Genomic DNA, 19,613 nt, shown 5'->3' on the forward strand with positions numbered 1-19,613 from the left:
CTGCTGCACCTATTCCACCCATTAAGCCCTCATGTGGTGGGCCGTGTGGCCGCCTTACTGTTGGCGGGCCTGTGCTCTGGAGCGGCCTGCGCTCTGCCCAGTTTTGATGAAGTGCAGCGCCAGTTTCGGCCCTCAGAAACCTTGGTGCTCTCGCGGGAAGGAGAGGTGCTGCAACGCCTGCGTACTGACCACCAAGTCCGTCGAGGCCAATGGTTGGCGCTGGCGGATGTTTCGCCTGCTTTGCGTACGGCTTTGGTGCTGTCAGAAGACCGGCGTTTTTATGAGCACAGTGGGGTGGACTGGCAAGCGGTGTCGGCGGCCGCTTGGGGCAATCTCTGGCATCGGCGCACCAGGGGCGCTAGCACCATCACCATGCAACTGGCAGGATTGCTCGATGCCGAGGGGCCGCCCGGTGCAGGCCGCAGAACCGTGACCGAAAAGCTCAGTCAAACCGTGGCAGCCCAGGTGCTGGAGCGGCGCTGGCGCAAAGACCAAATCTTGGAGGCTTATCTCAATTTGGTGCCCTTCCGTGGTGAAGTGGTGGGCATTGACGCCCTGAGTCGCACCCTGTTTGGCAAGGCCGCACATGGGCTGGATGAGCGTGAGGCTGCCATTGCAGCGGCCTTGGTGCGTGCGCCCAACGCCAAAGCTGCGTTGGTGGGGCAGCGTGCCTGTGGTGTTTGGCGGGCTATGCAGGCCCACACACCGCTCAAGTCGGCAGCCGAGCAAGATTGCCTGGGGTTGGAGTTGCTTGCCAGTGCCAGCCTGTCACGGCGCAGTTGGGCTGCCAGTGAGGGGGTGGCGCCGCACTTTGCCCGGCGTGCTGTGGCCCAAGCGGCCAGCACGGGCCCAGTGCCTGCCCAACTCACTACGACCCTGCGGGCCTCCTTGCAACGCTTTGCTGTGCACACCCTGACCCAGCACCTGCGCGAGTTGCAAGGTCGCAATGTGGAGGATGGCGCTGTGGTAGTGTTGGACAACGCCAGCGGGCAGGCGCTGGCGTGGGTGGGATCTTCAGGCCCATTGAGCCAAGCGGCGGAGGTGGATAGCGTGCTGGCCCTGCGTCAACCGGGCTCTACGCTCAAGCCATTTTTGTATGCACAGGCCATTGCCCAGCGGCGGTTGACAGCGGCCTCACTGATTGAAGACTCTCCTGCGCATCTCCCCACCGCCAGTGGCTTGTATATCCCGCAAAACTACGACCGCCAGTTCAAAGGCTGGGTGTCGGTGCGCACGGCGTTGGCTGCCTCGCTGAACGTGCCAGCCGTGCGTACGCTGGTGATGGTGTCGCCGGATGCATTTTTTGCGCAGTTGCAGGCCGTGGGCTTACCACTGCGTGAAAGTGGCGGCTATTTTGGTTATAGCTTGGCCTTGGGCAGCAGTGAAGTGGCGTTGTTGCACTTGAGCAATGCCTTTCGTACGTTGGCCAATGGTGGGCGTTCTAGCCCGGTGGCTTCTGCCTTACTGCCCAGGCAACCTCAGACCCCTGCATGGCAGCAGGCGTTGGATGCCAAGGCGGCGTTTATTGTTGGCGATATTTTGTCGGACAACAATGCCCGCGCCCGCACCTTTGGCACAGATAGCGTGTTAGCTACCCGGTTTTGGAGCGCCGTGAAAACGGGTACCAGCAAGGATATGCGCGATAACTGGGCAGTGGGCTGGTCGGCACGCTACACCGTGGGGGTTTGGGTGGGCAACGCCAGCGGCGTAGCCATGCACGATGTCAGTGGCAGCAGTGGCGCAGCACCGATTTGGGCGGCCATCATGGGCTATTTGCACCAGCGTCAATCCAGCTTGGCCCCCATGCCTCCTGCGGGCGTGGTGCGTGTGCCTGTGCAGTTTGGCCTGCTGCCGGGCGGGGCTGCAAGCACGCCATTAGAGGCTGCTCGGTCAGAATGGTTTGTGGCAGGTACACAGCAGGCGTTGTTTGCGGTAGATACCGGTGCTGGCGCTGCTGGTGCGCTGGCACTACCAGACCAGGCGATTCGCATCACCAACCCGGTAGCGGGCACCATCTTGGCCTTAGACCCAGATATTCCCCCGAAGCACCAGCGCCTGCACCTTAATGCCTCGGCTGCGGGCAAAAATGCCGCTCAACTGCGCTGGCACCTTAACGATAAACCGCTGGGCCAAGGCCCATCTTGGAATTGGATGCCGTGGCCAGGGCGGCACCGCATCACCCTGACCGATGCCCGTGGCACGCTGTTGGATGAAGTGCGCATTGAGGTGCGCGGTGCTGGGGTGCGTGCTGATGCCATTGCGCCTGCCACGCAACGCGGGCGCTGATGACCCAACCCCCCCTGTGTTTAGCAAGGTGGAGCAACAGCCTCTCGTGCACGCAAAGTGCGACTGAGCAAAATCACTGGCACCAAGCCTACGGCCACCAACGCCAGTGAGGGCAGGGCTGCCTCGCCCAGACGCTCGTCGCGTGCCAACTGGTAGGCCACCACGGCCAAGGTGTCGCTGTTAAACGGGCGCAGCACCATAGTGGCAGGCAATTCTTTCATGACATCGACAAATACCAGTAAGGCTGCCGCGGCTGTAGAGCGTTGCAACAGCGGCCAATGCACTTGCAACAGCAGCCGTGGACTGCCAGCCCCCAGCATTCGTGCCGAGTCATCCAGACTGGGTGGAATGCGCGCATAGCCACTTTGCACCGACTGCAAGGCCACTGCGCAAAAGCGCACCAGATAAGCCCACACAATGCCCACAGCCGTGGTGGTGAGCACGGCACCCAAGCCCAGGTGGGGCCAAGCGGCTTGTAACCAGCCTACGGGCAATAACAGGCCCACCACCACCACCGCACCCGGCACGGCATAGCCTAAACTGGCCAGTTGCACCACGCCGCGTGTGAGCCTATCAGGGCGGCGGCGCACGGCAAACGCCAAGGCCAGTGCTACGGCCACGGCCAGCCCTGCTGTGATGCCTCCCAAGCGCACACTGTTCCACGCCCATTCCAAAAATCGTTCCCACGGCAGCACCGACCAGTCTGACGCCAAAGGCCGCAGCATAAAAGCCACAGGGGCAAAAAATCCCATGAACACTGGCACGGCGCAAATCATCCAAGCCAGCACCAAAGCTGCGCCGCGCAAGGCCACGGGCTGGGCCTCGGCAGAACCCGCCCGCCCAACGCCTTTGGTGGTGAAGCGCATGCGCTGTTGGGCGCGGTGCTCCAGCCACAACAGCAGCAGCACCATCGCCAGCAGCATGGTGGCCAATTGGGCTGCTGCCAAACGGTTGTCCAGCGACAACCATGCCTTGATGATGCCGGTGGTAAAGGTTTGGATGCCAAAGTAGCTGGTCACACCAAAATCGGCCAAAGTCTCCATCAGCACCAGAGCCACCCCGGCTGCCACGGCTGGGCGAGCCAGTGGCAGGGCAATGGTGGCAATGCGTCGGGAAAGCGGGGCACCCAGCAGACGTGCTGCTTCCATCAGGTGTGCTGCCCGCTCGCTCAGTGCAGTGCGGGCCAGCAGATACACATAGGGGTAGAGCGCAAAAATAAAGACCCAGATAGCTCCCCACACGCTGCGCACTTCTGGCAACAAACGGCCTTCTAGCGCCAAGGTCTCGCGCAGCCAGACTTGTAACGGGCCGCTAAATTGCAAGAAGTCGGTATAGGCGTAGGCTGTGACGTAAGCGGGCATGGCCAAGGGCAGCAGCAGCAGCCACTCCCACAGCCGCCGCCCCGGAAACTCAAACAGCGTCACAGCCGCAGCGGTGGCTGTGCCCACCACCGCTGCACCGATACCCACCCACAAGGCCAGCCAAGCGGTGGTGCCCACATAACCGGGCAATACGGTCGAGGCCATCTCGCGCAGCACAGTCGCTGTGGCACCGGCTTGCCCTGCCCAGGGCCACCAAGCGGCCAACAAGGCCAGCACTGGCAAGGCTAGCCAGATTGCCAGCACCAGCAAAGGAAAAGAACGCAGGGAGGCAATAAAACGGTGCAAGGTGGAATCCTGTGGAGAAGCGGACGGCAGCTACAGGCCCGCGCAGCAATGCAAATGCGAATTTTAAGCATTTGGCCCGCCTACAATCGACAGCATGTTTTTGGCCCTCTCCCAACTTCAGGTGCGCTACGGCGCCCAAGCACAGGCTGCGGTGCGCGGTGTCACCTTGGGCCTGCGCGCTGGCGATATTGGCGTGCTGATTGGCCCTTCGGGCTGTGGCAAAACCACCTTGCTGCGGGCAGTGGCGGGGCTGGAGCCAGTCAGTGCGGGCAGTATCCATCTCAACCGCCAATTGGTGGGCAGCCCTGCGTGCAGCTTACCACCCGAGCAGCGCCGCATGGGCATGGTGTTTCAGGACTATGCGTTGTTTCCCCACCTCAATGTGGGCCGCAATGTAGCTTTTGGAATCCATACGTTGCCCCGTACGGAGCAGGAGGCACGGGTCAAAGAAGTGCTGCAATTGGTAGGCCTAGAAGGCAGCGAGCAGCGGTTTCCGCATGAGCTATCGGGCGGACAGCAGCAGCGTGTGGCTTTGGCCCGTGCTTTGGCTCCGCGCCCACAGCTCATGTTGTTGGATGAGCCGTTTTCTAATCTCGATGTAGAGCTGCGCGAGCGGTTAGCCCATGAGGTGCGTGCCATTTTGAAGGAAGCAGGGGCCACCGCCTTGTTTGTCACCCACGACCAATTGGAAGCCTTTGCCATTGGTGATGTGATTGGTGTGATGCACCAAGGGCAACTGCACCAATGGGATGATGCCTACACCCTGTACCATCGTCCTGCCACCCGTTTCGTGGCAGATTTTATTGGGCATGGGGTGTTTATTCCGGCCACGCTAGAGCAACAGTCTAGCGGCGTGGTGGTGCATACGCCGTTGGGCGATTTAGCCAATCTGACCGAATGTCCTTTGCCATCGAGCTACCCCAACGGTCAGTGTGATGTGTTGTTGCGTGCCGACGATATCGTCCACGATGACCACGCTTTGGCCAGGGCGCAAATTGTGCGCAAGGCGTTTCGGGGTGCAGAATTTCTCTACACCCTGCGGTTGGAAAGCGGCCAGACCGTGCTGGCCCATGTGCCCAGCCACCACAACCATGCTTTGGGCGAGTGGATAGGCATTCGCGCCCAAGCCGACCATGTGGTGACTTTTGCGCGAGAGGCCTGAGCAGCGTTAGCCGCGCTCAAAGGCCACTTGACCGCCCACCAGCGTATAGCGCACCTGTCCGGGCAGTTCGTAGCCCCCAAAGGGGGTGTGTTTGCCTTGGCTGCGCAAAGCAGTACCCTGCACTGACCAGTAGGCTTCTGGATCGACAACACACACATCACCCACGCCGCCTTCTACCAGCTGGCCTACGCTGGCTTGCAGCGTGCCCAAGGCATGGCCCAGCACGCGGGCTGGCTCATTGGTGACTACTGCCAGTGCCCGCGCCAAGGGAGCGCCGCTGTCGCGTGACCACTTGAGCGCCAAACTGAGCAGCAACTCTAGCCCAGTAGCGCCGGGTTCGGCCTCGGCAAAGGGCAGGGTTTTGGCATCTTCGTCCACGGGGTTGTGGTCAGACACCAGCGCATCAATCGTGCCATCGAGCAGCGCCGCTTGCAGTGCATCGCGGTCGCGCTGCTGGCGCAGGGGGGGCGACAGGCGGGCGCGGCTGTCAAAAAAGCCAATGTCGTGGTCACTCAGGTGCAGCGAGTTGATGCTGACATCGCAAGTCACGCGCAAGCCCTCGGCCTTGGCACGGCGCACCAACTCGACCCCCGCCGCACTGCTGATGCGGCACAAATGCACACGTGCTCCGGTGCTTTTGAGCAATTCAAAAATGGTGTGCAAGGCAATGGTTTCTGCCGCGACCGGGATACCCGACAGCCCCAAGCGCGTCGCCAGTGGGCCACTGGCGGCCACGCCTTTGCCCAGGTGCATCTCTTGGGGGCGCAGCCAAACGGTATAGCCAAAAGTATCGGCATATTGCAACGCCCGTTGCAGCACTTGGGTGCTGGCCAGCGGCACCTCGGCTTGACCAAAACCAATGCAACCGGCTTCGGTCAGTTCGGCCATTTCGGTGAGCACTTCACCAGCCAAATTGCGTGTGAGCGCACCTTGTGGGAACAGGCGTGCTTGGTGCAGTTTTTCGGCACGGAACTTGAGCATGGCGACCAAGCCCGGCTCGTCCAGCACCGGGTCGGTGTCGGGTGGGCACACCAAGCTGGTCACGCCCCCGGCCACCGCCGCAGCCATTTCAGATTCCAACATGCCCGCGTGTTCTTGACCGGGCTCGCGCAGGCGAGCGGCCAAGTCGACCAAACCGGGCAGCACAATGCAGCCGCTGGCGTTGATGACGCGGTGCGGGGCAAAATCAGGGGCTACTTTGCCCACGCCAATGATGCGCCCAGCGGCAATGGCGATGTCGCACTGTTTGTCCAAGCCGCTGGCGGGGTCGATGACGCGGCCATTTTGAATCAGGATCTTCATGGTTGTTTCCTCAAGCGTCGTTGCCCGCCACAATCGACATCACTGCCATACGCACTGCGATACCAAAGGTAACTTGCGGCAAGATGACGCTTTGTGGCCCATCCACTACCGCTGAGTCAATTTCTACCCCTCGGTTGATAGGGCCGGGGTGCATGACGATGGCATCGGGTTTGGCCAAGCGCAGCTTCTCGGGGGTCAGACCAAAGCTCTTGAAATACTCTTGGCTCGATGGCAACAGCGCACCGCTCATGCGCTCGTTTTGCAGGCGCAAGGTGATGATGACATCGGCATCTTTAATGCCTTCTTCTAGCGTGTGGAACACGCGCACGCCCATGTGCGATAAATCGCCCGGCACCAAGGTGCGCGGCCCCACCACGCGCACCTCTGCCGCACCTAAGGTGGTCAGGGCGTGGATGTCGGAGCGGGCCACACGCGAGTGCAGCACATCGCCCACGATGGCCACCGTGAGGTTGCTGAAGTCTTTTTTGTAGTGCCGGATGGTGTACATGTCCAGCAAGCCCTGCGTGGGGTGGGCGTGGCGGCCATCACCCGCGTTGACCACATGCACATGCGGGGCTACATGCTGGGCAATCAGGTAGGGCGCGCCGGATTCGCTGTGGCGCACCACAAAAATATCGGCCGCCATCGCCGACAGGTTGTCGATGGTGTCGAGCAGGGTTTCACCCTTGGCGGTAGAGCTGCGGGCAATATCCAAGTTGAACACATCGGCGCTCAGGCGCTTGGCGGCAATCTCAAAGGTGGTGCGGGTGCGGGTGCTGTTCTCAAAAAACAGGTTGAACACGCTTTTGCCGCGCAACAGCGGCACTTTTTTGACCTCGCGGTCATTCACTGACACAAAGTTGGCAGCGGTGTCGAGGATGTGCGTGAGAATATCGCGTGGCAAGCCCTCGATAGAGAGCAGATGCATCAGTTCGCCGTGGCGATTGAGTTGGGGATGGCGCTTGTGCAGCACGGCTCAGACCTCTTGAACATGAAAATGGAAACTGCCGCTGTCGGTTTGCGCCAGCGCCAGCGACTGGGTAGGGGGCAGGGCCACCTTGGCCGCAGCAAAATCAGCTTGGATGGGCAGTTCGCGCCCGCTGCGCTCGACCAGCACCGCCAAACGCACCCGCGCTGGGCGGCCATAGTCGTACAGCTCATTGAGCACGGCACGCACGGTGCGGCCCGTGTGCAGCACATCATCCAGCAGCAAAATGTCGGCTTTATTGACGTCAAAAGCCAGTTGCGTTTGGGCACTGGTGGCTAGCCCGCGCTGGGCAAAATCATCGCGGTGCAATGCCGAAGACAGCACTCCTACCGGGCCATCCAAGCCCAAATCGGCTTGCAAGCGTTGCGCCAGCCAGACACCACCCGAGGCAATACCCACTAAGCGGGTGTGCGGGCCAGACAGGGCGCGCACACCACGCAGCAGTTCGGTGTACAGGGCTTCGGCATCCAGCAGCAAACTGCCCTCATTGGTCGCAGCAGGGGAATGGGTCATGCAAGGCTCCGGAAAAATTGTTCCAAGATGATGCAGGCTGAGGCCGCATCGGCATCGCGCGCACCGCTGCTATGGGCCTCAGTGGTGCTGTAGCGTTCATCCACTTCAAACACTGGCAGGCCAAATCGACCGCGCAACTGGCGGCCAAATTTGAGGGCGCGGGCGGTGTTGTCGTGGCTGGCTCCATCAGGATGGTAGGGCACCCCAAGCACCAGCGCATCGGGTTGCCATTCAGCAATGCGCTGCGCCACTTGGGTAAAGCGGGCATCGCCTTCGGCGCGGATAGTGGTTTGCGGTGTGGCGGTGCCCAACAAGCGGTTGCCCACAGCCACCCCCGTGCGCTTGAGACCCAAATCCAACGCCAAAAAGGTTTGCAGTTGTGCCGGTATGGGCACTACCGGGTTGTTCATGCGTGCCCCGCAGTCGGTGCCAATTGCCAGGCTTGCATGCCCAATAGGCGCAGGGCTTGGTCATAACGCTGCTCTACCGGGGTGTCAAAAATGATGGACAAATCCGCCTCTACGGTGAGCCAGCTGTTTTCGGCCAGCTCCGTTTCGAGTTGGCCTTCAGCCCAAGCAGAGTAGCCCAGCGCCACCAACACCCGGCGTGGCCCGGCCCCGTTGGACAGCGCCTCCAGCACATCGCGCGAGGTGGTCATATCCACTGGCCCGGCGGCAATGTGCAGGGTGGACGCATAGGCCGACTCGTCATTGGGAGGGGCCGTTTGGCGCATGGGGTCGTGCAGCACAAAACCCCGGTCGGTCTGTACAGGCCCGCCCAGAAACACCGGGGTATCTGCCAAGTCTTTGCGTTGCAAGCCCAAGTCGATCTTGTCAAAGAGCCCTTGTAGGGTGAGGTCTGTGGGTTTGTTGATGATCAGCCCCAAGGCGCCGCGATCGCTGTGTTCGCACAGATAGACCACGCTGCGGCCAAAGGCCAGATCGTCCAGTCCGGGCATTGCAATCAGGAAATGGTGCGTCAGGTTGGTAGGCGCAAAATCGGTGGACATATACCCCCGATTTTAACGGTGAACATGCCTACCCCTTACTCTATTGGATTGGTCTGGTTCCGCCGCGATCTGCGCGTGCAAGACCACCCTGCCCTGCACCACGCCTTGTGCCAATGTGCACAGGTGCATTGCGTTTTTGTCTTTGATACCGATATTCTGGATACCCTGCCCCGTGCTGACCGCCGGGTGGAGTTTATTCAGGCATCTCTGCGGGAGTTAGATCAGCAGTTGCGTACCTTGTCCGGGCAGGCTGCGGGCGGTCTGATCGTGCGCCACGGCAGCGCCCGCACTGAGATTCCGGCATTGGCGCAGGCGCTAGAGGCCGACGCTGTCTTTACCCACCACGATGATGAACCCGCCGCTCTAGCCCGTGATGCTGAAGTACGCACCGCCCTGATCTTGCAACGTCGGGCTATGCACACCTTTCAAGACCACAGCATTTTTGAGCGCACCGAGTTGCTCACCCAAGGCGGCACACCCTATACCGTGTTTACGCCGTACAAAAATGCGTGGCTGCGCCGGGTGGATGCGGCACGGCTGGCCGACCATCCGGTGCAACCTTATGCCCAAGCCTTGGTGCCCCGGCCTGCGTCTTATTGCCAGCCTGTGCCTAGTTTGGCCGAGCTGGGGTTTGCGCCAGCAGGGTTGGCCCAACTCCGCCTGCCCACAGGAAGCAGTGGTGCTCAACAATTGTTTGACGATTTTTTGCAGCGCATCCACCACTACGCTACGGCGCGGGATTTTCCTGCCCTCAAAGGGCCAAGCTACCTCAGCACCCATTTGCGCTTTGGCACCATTTCCATTCGGCAATTGGCCCGTACGGCCCATGCACTGGCTAGCCAAGGTAATGCAGGAGCGGCCAGTTGGTTGAATGAGCTGATTTGGCGCGATTTTTACTTTCAGATTTTGGCCAACTATCCACAGGTGGTACAACGCAGCTTTAAGCCAGCCTACGATGCGATTGAATGGGAAACTGGCCCCCAGGCCCAAGCACAGTTTGCCGCTTGGTGCCAAGGGCGCACTGGCTATCCGCTGGTGGATGCCGCCATGCACCAGCTCAACCAAACGGGCTACATGCACAACCGCCTGCGCATGGTGGTGGCTAGCTTTCTCACCAAAGATTTAGGGCTGGACTGGCGCTGGGGCGAACGCTACTTTGCCCAGCAGCTCAACGATTTTGATTTGGCCGCCAACAATGGTGGCTGGCAATGGGCCAGCTCCAGCGGTTGTGATGCCCAGCCGTACTTTCGCATTTTCAACCCGGTCAGTCAAAGCCAAAAGTTTGACCCTGATGGCAAGTTCATTCGCCGCTACATACCCCAGTTGGCCCACTTGCCCACTGCGGCTCTGCATGCCCCTTGGTTGGCTCGCCCCTTAGAGTTGGAACAAGCCGGTGTGGTGCTGGGGCACACCTACCCATGGCCCTTGGTGCAGCATGATGCTGCTCGGTTGCGCACTTTGGCGCGTTATGCGGTGGTGAAGGCTGCTGGGTAACCTGTGCTGCCTTTAAGGCAGCAGCCACTGGCCCAATTGCTCTTGTAAAAAGCCCGAGCCAGACAACAGCAAAATCACCAGAAAAAAAACCGATGGAGTGGTGACCATAGCCACACTCCAGCGTTTGGCTTGGGGCCATGACGCAGGCAAAGCCCTTTGCAGTAGCCAAGTGAACCCCACCAAGACCAGTCCACCAACCGCGATCAGCGACAAGAGCACCAAAGCTACGTTGTTCAACTCACCACCACTTGGGCCTCTGCTGCCAGTTGGGCATAGTGCTTGATCAGGCTCAGCAATTCTTCATCCGAGTAGGGCTTGCCCAAATAGTGGTTCACGCCCAGTTCCATCGCGTGTTCTTGGTGCTTTTGCGCAATGCGTGAAGTGATCATGATGATCGGTAGGTCTTGCAACTTCTCGTCCATGCGGATATTACGTGCCAAATCGAAACCGTCCATGCGCGGCATTTCGATATCGGACAGCACGACCGTGGGCCGTTCCTCCTGCAAACGCTCCAATGCTTGCAAGCCATCGGCAGCCAAAGCGACGCGGTAGCCCTCGCGTTGCAACAGGCGCTGTGTCACGCGGCGCACCGTGATGGAGTCGTCCACCACCAGCACCAGTGGCACTTGATGGGTGGCAGCCATTGCCACAGGCTTGGCGATGGTTGGCGCTGCGGCAGTACCGGCTTGCACGGCTGGAGAGACGGCTTGCAAAGCGGTACGAACCTGATCGCCATACACTGTGACCAGCGCCACGGGGTTGTAAATCAGTACCACGGCACCCGAGGCCAGCACGGACATGCCGGCCAAGCCAGGCAAGCGGGCCAGTTGTGGCCCTAGGTTTTTCACCACTACTTCTTGGTTGCCCAGCACTTCGTCCACATGCAAGGCTACCCGTTGTGAGGCGCTGCGGAACACCACGACTGGACGGGTTTTGCCGTGGGTTTCTTCGCTATGCAAAGAGGCTTGCAGCAAACCACCGGCCCAGAAGAAGGGCACCTGTTCCCCGGCAACATCGAAGCGGCCATGCTGGTAAGCCTGCTCTAGGTCGGTGGTTGTGGTGCGGCGCACGACTTCGACCAAGTTGGCAGGCACACCAAACGACAGGTTGCCCGCACGCAGCATCACCACCTGCGTCACCGCAGTCGTCAGCGGCAGCACCATGCGGAAGGCAGTGCCTTTGCCCGTTTCGGTGCTGGTTTCAATGCGGCCACCCAACGCTTTGATCTCGGAGCGCACCACGTCCATGCCAATGCCACGCCCAGCAATGCCGGTCAGGCTGACCGCTGTGGTGAAGCCGGGCATAAAAATCAGGTTGGCGGCTTCGCTGTCGGTGATTTGGGCACCGGGGGCCACCAGCCCTTGCTCTTGGGCCTTGGCGAGGATGCGTGGCAGGTTCAGACCTGCGCCATCGTCGCGGAACTCGACCGAGACGTCGTTGCCTTCGTGGCGTAAATGCACGGCAATGGTGCCGATCATCGGTTTGCCTACAGCTTGGCGCTGTTCGGGCAGTTCAATGCCGTGGGCCACACAATTGCGCAGCAAGTGCTCGAACGCTGGGGTCATACGGTCGAGTACCCCCCGGTCCATTTCAATCGAGCCGCCAGTAATGTCGAGCTTGATCTGCTTGCCCATTTCTTTGGACGCCTGGCGCACAACGGCATACAGGCGTTCGGCAATGCTCTCAAACTCCATCATCCGCGTGCGCAGCAGGTCGCGTTGCAGCTCGCGTGCTTGGCGGCCTTGGGCAATCAGCTCGTCTTCGGCGCCATCCATCGAGCGTTGCAAATTGCGCTGCACGGTGGCCACGTCATTGACCGATTCGGCCATCATCCGGGTCAATTCCTGCACACGGGTGAAGCGGTCAAACTCCAAGGGGTCAAACCCGGCTGCCATCTCTTTGGTTTGTGCCAACCGAGATTGCATTTGCGATTCGGACTGCAATTCAATGTCACGCAATTGCTGACGCAGTTTGTCGAGGTTGACCGAGAGATCTGCCAACGATCCTTTGATCTGACCAATGCGTGATTCCAGCCGCGAGCGGCTGATCATGACTTCGCCCGCCTGATTGACCAATCGATCTAGCAACTGGGCCCGCACACGCACCGACTGTTGTGCCGCAGCCCGCAATGGAGCCGCTTTGACCGTTTGCAGGCGCGCTGGTGCCGCCAGTGGCTGTGCGGCAGGGGTTGTGGGCGTTGTGGTGCTTGGTGGTGTGGCTGCACTGGTTGTGATTTCAGGGGCTGGCACAACCACCGCTTCGGCTGGCCCTTGGGCACTGATGACGCGCAATACCTCAAAGTTGGCCTGCAAACTGTCCAACCGGGCCAGCATAGGCTCAATTTCTTCGCTGGTGACAGTTTCTACATCGAGTTGTTCGATGGCCGACTCCAGACGGTGCGCCATCTCACCCAAGCGCATGGCTCCTGCCAGTCGGGAGCTGCCTTTGAGGGTGTGCAAGGCCCGGAGCAACTCACTGCGGGCGGCCATGTTGCCAGGGCGTGCCGACCATTGCCGCAGAGATGCTCCCAAGTGTGGCAGCAACTCTTGTGCTTCTTCTTCAAAGATGGGGAACAGGTCAGGGTCAATGACGTCGAGGACATCAATATCATCGTCGTGCTCGGTATCCAGCGCCATGGCGTTGGCAATCGCATCATCGACCTGTTGATCGCCATCTGGGGTGTGCAGTGCAGGTGTCTGTAGCTCTGGTGCTGGTGTTGCTTCCAGTTCAAAGTCCTGCAATGGCACTTGTGTCAAGGCGCTGGTGTCATTGGCAAAGCTGCGGGCGCGCGCGTCGGCCTGTGCTTGTTCTGCGGCGGCACGGGCTTCTTGTTCTTCCAATTCGGCCAGCGCGGCCAGTGCATCCTCCAGTGGGGGCGACAGGGTGTTGATGACTTCCGTTTCTAGGATATGGCGCAAGTCTTCTTGTACCTGCAGGTTGGGCGTTTCCAACACACCGGCAGCGAATTGTTGCAACATGCGGTCTATGTCTTGCGCTGCCGCCAAGAATGCTTGGGCCTGTTCAGGCTCGCCCTTGTGTTGCAGTTGTACATGCGATATGGCATGTTCGAGCAGCCGGGCTGTTTCTGACAACGATGAGAACCCAACCGTGGCCGAGCTGCCAGCCAGTGAGTGGGCCAAGGCCACTGCGGTATCAGAGATGGGCTCATCCAACGCTTGGGCCCAATCTTGCAGTCCTCTGGTCAGGCGACGCACCCATTCTTGTGCTTCGCCAACATAGACGTTGTATAGGGCTGTGCCTATGCGTAGCGAGCCAATCTGCTTGGTTTGTTCTTCCGCCTCAATGCGGGCTTGTTCTTCCTTGGCGCGGGCCAAGGCACGGGCTTGGGCTTCTGCCGCCGCTTGAGCGGCAGCACGGGCTTGCTCTTCTTCGGCGCGGGCCAAGGCCTCGGCCTCGGCACGGGCTTGGGCCTCCGCCGCCGCTTGAGCGGCAGCGCGCGCTTGCTCTTCTTCGGCGCGGGCCAAGGCTTCAGCCTCGGCACGGGCTTGGGCTTCTGCCGCTGCCTGAGCGGCAGCGCGCGCTTGCTCTTCTTCGGCGCGGGCCAAGGCCTCGGCCTCCGCACGGGCTTGGGCCTCTGCCGCTGCCTGAGCGGCAGCGCGGGCTTGTTCCTCTTCGGCGCGGGCCAAGGCTTCAGCTTCCGCACGGGCTTGGGCCTCTGCCGCTGCTTGAGCGGCAGCGCGCGCTTGCTCTTCTTCGGCGCGGGCCAAGGCTTCAGCTTCGGCACGGGCTTGGGCCTCTGCCGCTGCTTGAGCGGCAGCACGGGCTAGCTCTTCTTCGGCGCGGGCCAAGGCTTCGGCTTCCGCACGGGCTTGGGCCTCTGCCGCTGCTTGAGCGGCAGCGCGCGCTTGCTCTTCTTCGGCGCGGGCCAAGGCTTCAGCCTCGGCACGGGCTTGGGCTTCTGCCGCTGCCTGAGCGGCAGCGCGGGCTTGTTCCTCTTCGGCGCGGGCCAAGGCCTCGGCTTCCGCACGGGCTTGGGCCTCTGCTGCCGCTTGGTTCACTGCGCTGGTGTGAGACGTGGCCGGTGTTGTGTTTGTGGCATCGAGGGCCGCAGCGAATTGCGAGAAATCGATCTCTTCGGCCACGATCTCTGGCAAGGCTGCCGATGCTGGTTCTGCGGCAGCTAGGTCGGTGGTCAGCGGTGCTGGCTCGGTGGTGGCCCAATCCAACGGGCCTGCAGAGGCCGAAGCCGTAGCTTGTGGCATCGTGACCGACAGTTCTGGCCAAGCCTCCGGTAATGCCTCCAGGGTCAGTGTCGGCAGTTCTGGTGTGGCGGTGGCTGCCTGTACTGGTGGGACAGGCGCTGTGCTGTCTACGGTAGGCTCTGTCACCAATGCGGGCGCAGCATCCGCTGGGCTATTGGTGGAGAGGGTCAGGGGGATGACTTTGTTTTCCAGTCGCAGCGCATCGGCAGAGGCACAGAACGGTGCTGCTTGCCAACCATCAAAGCGCCCTTGGCTAATATCACTGGCCCAGCGATCAAAGGCGCGCAGCGCATCCCCTGAGAGTTGCAATAGCGGTGCTTGTACCGGCTTTTGCTCGGCCAGCCAAGCGTTGAGCAGTTGCTCCATGGACCAGGCAGCTTCGCCGAAATCGTTCAGCCCTACCATGCGTGAGCTGCCCTTGAGGGTATGGAATGCCCGGCGCAGGGTGGTTTGTTCGCTCAAGTCTCCGGGGTTGTCTGCCAACGCCGTGATAGCGGCCAGACCGTTGCCCACCACTTCTTTGGCCTCTTCTAGGAAGACGTCCAGCAACTCGTCGTCCATATCCACTGGAGCGCGCACAGCAATCACTGTGGCTGGGGCAGGTGCTGCTATAGGCGCAGCAGCCGCTGTGGGGGCAGATACGGGGGGTGGGGTGGGGTTGACCGTTGCAGGGGGAGCAACCGGGGTGGGGGGGGATGTAACGGCAGCCACTGGGGCACTGGGTGCAGGTGCCACGGCTTGGAGAACGGGGGGGGTTCTGGGCACCACATCAGGCAGCGGTACCGGAGCGCGTTCCTCGATTTTGTGTGTGGTTTCTTCGTCGTCGTCGTCGTTGGCACGGGTGCGGGTGCGTCCCATCAGGGAGCGCAGTTCGCCCAGTTCTTCGTCATAGACAAACAGCTTGCGCGCCAAGGTGCGCTGGTAGCTGAGCATATCGATCAGAAAGCCCAAGGCGCCCAGACTGTTGCCCAGCTTTTCAAAGATTTGGCTGCGCTCGGTGGGGTCGGGCACCTCTTTGAGCAGCAGACGTTCGATGGTGTCGCGCATCCGCACCACCGCCAGAGATGCTTGGTCTAGACCCAGCACTGACAACACGCCACGCATTTGTGACAACTGTCCGGGCACTACGGTCAGTGGGCTGGTGTCTTCGGGCTTGCGGAAGAACTGATCCATAGCCCGCTCGGCCTCGCCCAGCGTCACGCGCAGTTCATCGACCACACTGCCCATCGTTTGGTGGTCACTGACACGGCGGTACAGTTCTTCCATCCAGTGTTCAAGGGGCTCTGGTTCGGCACCCGCACGCACATTGTCCAGCCGTTCGGCCAGCCGCCGTGCGCGTTGCGCCATGTGCTCTTCGGCAGTGTCGAGCTCCTCAAAGGTGGCTTGCAGGTACAACACCGATGTGGCTACTTCCATAGCCAGAGCTGGTGGAGGGGGTTCGGCAGAACGCAGGGTGCCTTCCACCACCTTGGAAAGTGCCTGGGCTAAAGGCTCGCTCTTGGGATGGAGTTTGCGCAGCGAGTCGCAGACCAGACTAAATTGGTCTGCGGCAGGCTTGAGCTTGTTGCGATCACCACCGGCCAGTGCCGACCAGGTTTCAGTGGCAGTGGCAATGCGCTTGCGTGCCTGTGCCAACACTGCTGGATCAAAGTGACCAAACCGCCGGGTTTCGTAATCGACAGGGACAAAACGGTGGAGTGCAAAGGTTTGGCGCACCGCTTCCAAGGCAGGGGTTTGGGCTGCTGGCGAGGGCTTGGCCTGTGCGCAGAAGAACAGCAGGTCTTGCACCAGTCTGTCGGTGAGGTTGGTGTCTCCCTTGGCCAGTGTGGCGTATTGCATCAACACCCGCGAGGCAGCCCGCTTGGCATACACATCTGCCGCAAACAGGCCCAAGGCAAAGGCCTCAAAGAAGCCAGCGCAAGATCTTCCAGAAGGTACGCACCGATTTGTCGGTGCTTCCTGCAGCCAACCCCACGGACAGATGGCGCAGATCGCGTGCCGCCTCGGGGCTGCCGGTTTTGACTATTTTGAGTACGGCTTGGTCAAGGCGTGAGCGTGCCTCTGGCCCATAGCCCATAGGCGCAGCCTCTACGGCGGTGGCTGGCTCACGAAAGCGCCGTTCTACTGGCCAGAGATCAGCAGGGTGAGAGCGTTCGGCACCCGCGAGCGTTTGCACATCACGGTACTGGGGAAACAGGGCCACCGCTGACACCACTTTGCCCGTGAGCACCGTATCGAGGTATTCGCTCAGCGCAAAGCTGGCGCGTTCCAAGGTGGCCGCCGCTTCATCGCTGCACAACTCGGGCCGCTGCACATAGCGTTGCACAGCTGCTTCCATAGAGCGCAACAGCAGTGCTGGTGGGGCCATGCCAATCATTTCCAGCGCGCCACTGGCTTGGTGCAATTGCTGGCGAGCCATGCGCAGCGAGCTGGCATCGAGTGCCGCCAGATCAGACTCTTGGGCTACTTCGGCATCATGGACAAACCGGCGCAAAGCCTTGACAGCACCATCCAGAGACTTGCGTAGCTCTTCTAGCACCCAGGCCAATGGCCCTAAATCTTGTTCGCCTTGGCTCACTTCTGTGGCCGGTGCTTGGTTGGCCTCAATCATTGACATGCATTCATTCCCGGCCACACAGAGCCATAGGGTTGTTCAGGGGATGTTCAACAGCTGGCCTTGGAGCTCAAGCGATCTTGAACCGGGCAACCGATTGGCGCAGTTCTTCCGCCATGTGCGAGAGTTCACGCACCTGCTGGGCGGTGGTGCGCGTGCCCTCACCGGTCTGCTCGGTCACGGCAAAGATGTGCTGGATGTTCTCGGCTACCTCGTTAGCCAGCGTGGCTTCGCTGGAGGTTGCTGAAGAAATTTGCTCAATCAGCTCGGCCAGACGGCGTGACACATGGTCAATTTCAGACAGTGCAGTACCGGCGCTGTCGGACAAACGTGCCCCTTCCACCACACCCTGGGTGGAGCGTTCCATAGCTGCCACCGCATCTTGGGTGTCGGTCTGAATGGCTTTCACCAGCGCCGAGATCTGGCGCGTCGCATCTGCGGAGCGTTCCGCCAGACGCTGCACTTCTTCTGCCACCACCGAGAAGCCTCGGCCTGCTTCGCCAGCAGACGCGGCCTGAATAGCAGCATTCAAGGCCAGCACGTTGGTTTGTTCGGTAATGTCAGAAATCAGTTCAGTGATTTCACCAATCTCTTGGGATGATTCACCCAGTCGTTTGATGCGCTTGGAAGTTTCTTGAATCTGGTCGCGGATGGCATTCATACCGCCAATGGCGTTTTGTACCGCCTGCAAACCCGAGTCAGCCGCTTGCAGCGATTGGCGCGCCACCGTGGCCGATTCTTGCGCTTGCGTGGACACTTCGTTAATGCGCGAGGCCATCTCCAGTACCGAGCGGCCTGTTTCACGGATTTCGCGCAGCTGTTCGGTGGAGGCGGCCAGCAGCTCGGTGGACGTGCTATCGACTTGGGCTGTGGTTTGGGCCACACGGGTGGCCGTGTTTTGTACGCTGCCCACCAGCACGCGCAGTTCTTCCACCGTGTAGTTCACTGAGTCGGCAATCGCGCCTGTGATGTCTTCGGTCACAGTCGCTTCTTGCGTCAAATCCCCTTCAGCCACCGATTGCAGCTCGTTCATGAGCCGCAAAGTAGCAGCTTGGTTGGCATCGTTGATGCGCTTGGCTTCTTGTTCTTGGCGTTGGGCGTTTTTGTTTTGTTGCTCAGCGGCCAACTGGCGGTTGCGGCTGTCTAGCAGTTGCACCCGTGAAATACCCACACCGCACAGCAGCACGAACACACCGGCCAGCACCAGCGCAGCCAATTGGCCCATACCCATGCCTGTTTGGGCCGAGAGTTTGGTTTGTAGGGCTTCCAACTGACGGCGCAGGGGTTCACTGTCACCAATGATGGCGGTTTGGGCTTCACGGGCCGACACCAAACCTTGCAAGTTACCCAGAATGGCGCTGGCCTGCACCCGTGTCTGTTCATATAACTTGATCAGCGATTGCAGATGTTCGCGGGTTTGACCATCGCGAGAGGCAGGCAGGCGCAATTCAGCACTGCCATCCAAAAGACCTTGGGAAATTTCCTTGAAGGAGTTCAAGTCTTTGCCCAGCAGAAACACCGCTTCTGGGCTGACGCCCTCGGTGGTCTGGAATTCGTTGGCCGATTTACCAATACGCTGGGTCAACATCACCAGCTGTCCAGCGCCAAACACTTCTGCAGCCGAAGCATTTTGCTGAATTTTGAGTGCCACAATGGTTTCGGCAATTTCCAGCAAATCGGACGATTGGCGGTTGACGGTACGCAGCGCATCACCCACTTGGGTCAGGATCTTTTGCTGGCCCATCACCACAGCAGCATTGTGATCTGCCCGCTCAATCAGCGGCGCGATGGCTTCCAACTCTGGTTTGAATGGCTCACCCAAAGACTGGACGCCCAATTCACCATCGCCCTCATTGAGGGCGCGCACGTTGCGCGCCAGCACGCCCGCACTTTCTTGCACATCCGGAAAAGCCTGCGTACTGCCCACCAAGGCTTGCGACACCGACTTGGCGAGCCGCTGCGACTGCATCAGCGCCTGCCCCGTAGCGGCCAGCTGTTGTGCTGCACGGTCTGCCTGGCGTAGCACCCAGCCTGCAATCAAGGCCACCACCACCACACCAATGGCCAGCAAAATCAGCAAGCGGCGTTGATGACTGGCGGCGACCGCCTTGCCCAACAGCGGTAGCTCGATGAGCTCGCCAGAATGGGCATGGTCGGCCTCAGGGGCGAACCCTCCATCGTGGTCTACCTGGACGCTGTTGAGCGATTCGCCCGGAAAGACTTCACGCAGATTGCTGTCGAGTGAGGCCCCAGCCAGTGAATCCTGCTCCAGAGCTACATCAGGTTTTGCAGGCGGGCGACTGAACATGCTGCCAAGTTTGGTGACGACGGACATGGGGGCAAACCTTCAAGTAA

General features: G+C 60.6%; 13 protein-coding genes. 3 read left to right on the top strand and 10 right to left on the bottom strand.

Annotated elements, in window-relative coordinates; all coding sequences use genetic code 11:
• Positions 1-33: 33 nt before the first annotated feature.
• On the top strand, positions 34-2,286 hold the full coding sequence (gene pbpC, locus ACYVB2_RS13550) for a penicillin-binding protein 1C (protein ID WP_382433954.1): 2,253 nt from the start codon (positions 34-36) through the stop codon (positions 2,284-2,286).
• A gap of 20 nt (positions 2,287-2,306) precedes the next feature.
• Here pbpC and ACYVB2_RS13555 read toward each other — a convergent pair whose 3' ends face one another.
• Positions 2,307-3,953, bottom strand: coding sequence for an ABC transporter permease (locus ACYVB2_RS13555; protein WP_382433851.1), 1,647 nt, complete (start codon positions 3,951-3,953; stop codon positions 2,307-2,309).
• A 94-nt stretch (positions 3,954-4,047) separates the two neighbouring features.
• Here ACYVB2_RS13555 and ACYVB2_RS13560 point away from each other — a divergent pair, with 94 nt between their 5' ends.
• Complete coding sequence (locus ACYVB2_RS13560) at positions 4,048-5,115, top strand: ABC transporter ATP-binding protein (RefSeq protein WP_382433853.1); 1,068 nt, start codon at positions 4,048-4,050, stop codon at positions 5,113-5,115.
• A gap of 6 nt (positions 5,116-5,121) precedes the next feature.
• On the opposite strand, the gene ACYVB2_RS13565 is transcribed toward ACYVB2_RS13560, so the two are convergent.
• Genes ACYVB2_RS13565 through ACYVB2_RS13585 form a run of 5 tightly spaced genes read right to left on the bottom strand, consistent with a single transcriptional unit; the run spans position 5,122 to position 8,927 of the window.
• Positions 5,122-6,417, bottom strand: a complete 1,296-nt coding sequence (locus tag ACYVB2_RS13565) for a dihydroorotase (RefSeq protein ID WP_382433855.1) — start codon at positions 6,415-6,417, stop codon at positions 5,122-5,124.
• Between the two features lie 10 nt (positions 6,418-6,427).
• Positions 6,428-7,390, bottom strand: a complete 963-nt coding sequence (locus ACYVB2_RS13570; RefSeq protein WP_382433857.1) for an aspartate carbamoyltransferase catalytic subunit — start codon at positions 7,388-7,390, stop codon at positions 6,428-6,430.
• 3 nt (positions 7,391-7,393) lie between these two features.
• Positions 7,394-7,918, bottom strand: a complete 525-nt coding sequence (pyrR, locus tag ACYVB2_RS13575; protein WP_382433859.1) for a bifunctional pyr operon transcriptional regulator/uracil phosphoribosyltransferase PyrR — start codon at positions 7,916-7,918, stop codon at positions 7,394-7,396.
• Entirely contained in the window at positions 7,915-8,328 is a 414-nt protein-coding gene (ruvX, locus tag ACYVB2_RS13580) for a Holliday junction resolvase RuvX (protein ID WP_382433861.1), read from the bottom strand. The genes pyrR and ruvX overlap by 4 nt, the downstream gene beginning before the upstream one ends.
• Positions 8,325-8,927: a YqgE/AlgH family protein gene (locus ACYVB2_RS13585; RefSeq protein WP_382433863.1), complete on the bottom strand. Its 603-nt coding sequence runs from the start codon at positions 8,925-8,927 to the stop codon at positions 8,325-8,327. Before ACYVB2_RS13585 ends, ruvX begins: the two co-directional genes overlap by 4 nt.
• Before the next feature lie 24 nt (positions 8,928-8,951).
• Between ACYVB2_RS13585 and ACYVB2_RS13590 the strand changes: the two genes are divergently transcribed.
• Positions 8,952-10,421: a cryptochrome/photolyase family protein gene (locus tag ACYVB2_RS13590; RefSeq protein ID WP_382433865.1), complete on the top strand. Its 1,470-nt coding sequence runs from the start codon at positions 8,952-8,954 to the stop codon at positions 10,419-10,421.
• 12 nt (positions 10,422-10,433) lie between these two features.
• Here ACYVB2_RS13590 and ACYVB2_RS13595 read toward each other — a convergent pair whose 3' ends face one another.
• The 4 genes from ACYVB2_RS13595 to ACYVB2_RS13610 form a co-directional block, all read right to left on the bottom strand.
• On the bottom strand, positions 10,434-10,658 hold the full coding sequence (locus tag ACYVB2_RS13595; RefSeq protein ID WP_382433867.1) for a hypothetical protein: 225 nt from the start codon (positions 10,656-10,658) through the stop codon (positions 10,434-10,436).
• Positions 10,655-16,537 (bottom strand): hybrid sensor histidine kinase/response regulator, encoded by a 5,883-nt coding sequence (locus tag ACYVB2_RS13600; RefSeq protein WP_460536963.1) that lies wholly within the window; start codon positions 16,535-16,537, stop codon positions 10,655-10,657. Before ACYVB2_RS13600 ends, ACYVB2_RS13595 begins: the two co-directional genes overlap by 4 nt.
• Positions 16,538-16,547: 10 nt before the next feature.
• On the bottom strand, positions 16,548-17,261 hold the full coding sequence (locus ACYVB2_RS13605) for a hypothetical protein (RefSeq protein WP_460536966.1): 714 nt from the start codon (positions 17,259-17,261) through the stop codon (positions 16,548-16,550).
• A gap of 67 nt (positions 17,262-17,328) precedes the next feature.
• Positions 17,329-19,593 carry a methyl-accepting chemotaxis protein gene (locus ACYVB2_RS13610; RefSeq protein ID WP_460536969.1) on the bottom strand — a complete coding sequence of 755 codons (2,265 nt, stop codon included), beginning with the start codon at positions 19,591-19,593 and terminating at the stop codon, positions 17,329-17,331.
• Positions 19,594-19,613: the final 20 nt, after the last annotated feature.

This window comes from Giesbergeria giesbergeri (assembly GCF_054779375.1).

Coding starts and splice junctions, on each gene's coding strand:
- ACYVB2_RS13560 (WP_382433853.1), top strand. CDS start 4,048: ATGTTTTTGGCCCTCTCCCAACTTCAGGTGCGCTACGGCGCCCAAGCA.
- ACYVB2_RS13565 (WP_382433855.1), bottom strand. CDS start 6,417: ATGAAGATCCTGATTCAAAATGGCCGCGTCATCGACCCCGCCAGCGGC.
- pyrR (WP_382433859.1), bottom strand. CDS start 7,918: ATGACCCATTCCCCTGCTGCGACCAATGAGGGCAGTTTGCTGCTGGAT.
- ruvX (WP_382433861.1), bottom strand. CDS start 8,328: ATGAACAACCCGGTAGTGCCCATACCGGCACAACTGCAAACCTTTTTG.
- ACYVB2_RS13585 (WP_382433863.1), bottom strand. CDS start 8,927: ATGTCCACCGATTTTGCGCCTACCAACCTGACGCACCATTTCCTGATT.
- ACYVB2_RS13590 (WP_382433865.1), top strand. CDS start 8,952: ATGCCTACCCCTTACTCTATTGGATTGGTCTGGTTCCGCCGCGATCTG.
- ACYVB2_RS13605 (WP_460536966.1), bottom strand. CDS start 17,261: ATGTCAATGATTGAGGCCAACCAAGCACCGGCCACAGAAGTGAGCCAA.
- ACYVB2_RS13610 (WP_460536969.1), bottom strand. CDS start 19,593: ATGTCCGTCGTCACCAAACTTGGCAGCATGTTCAGTCGCCCGCCTGCA.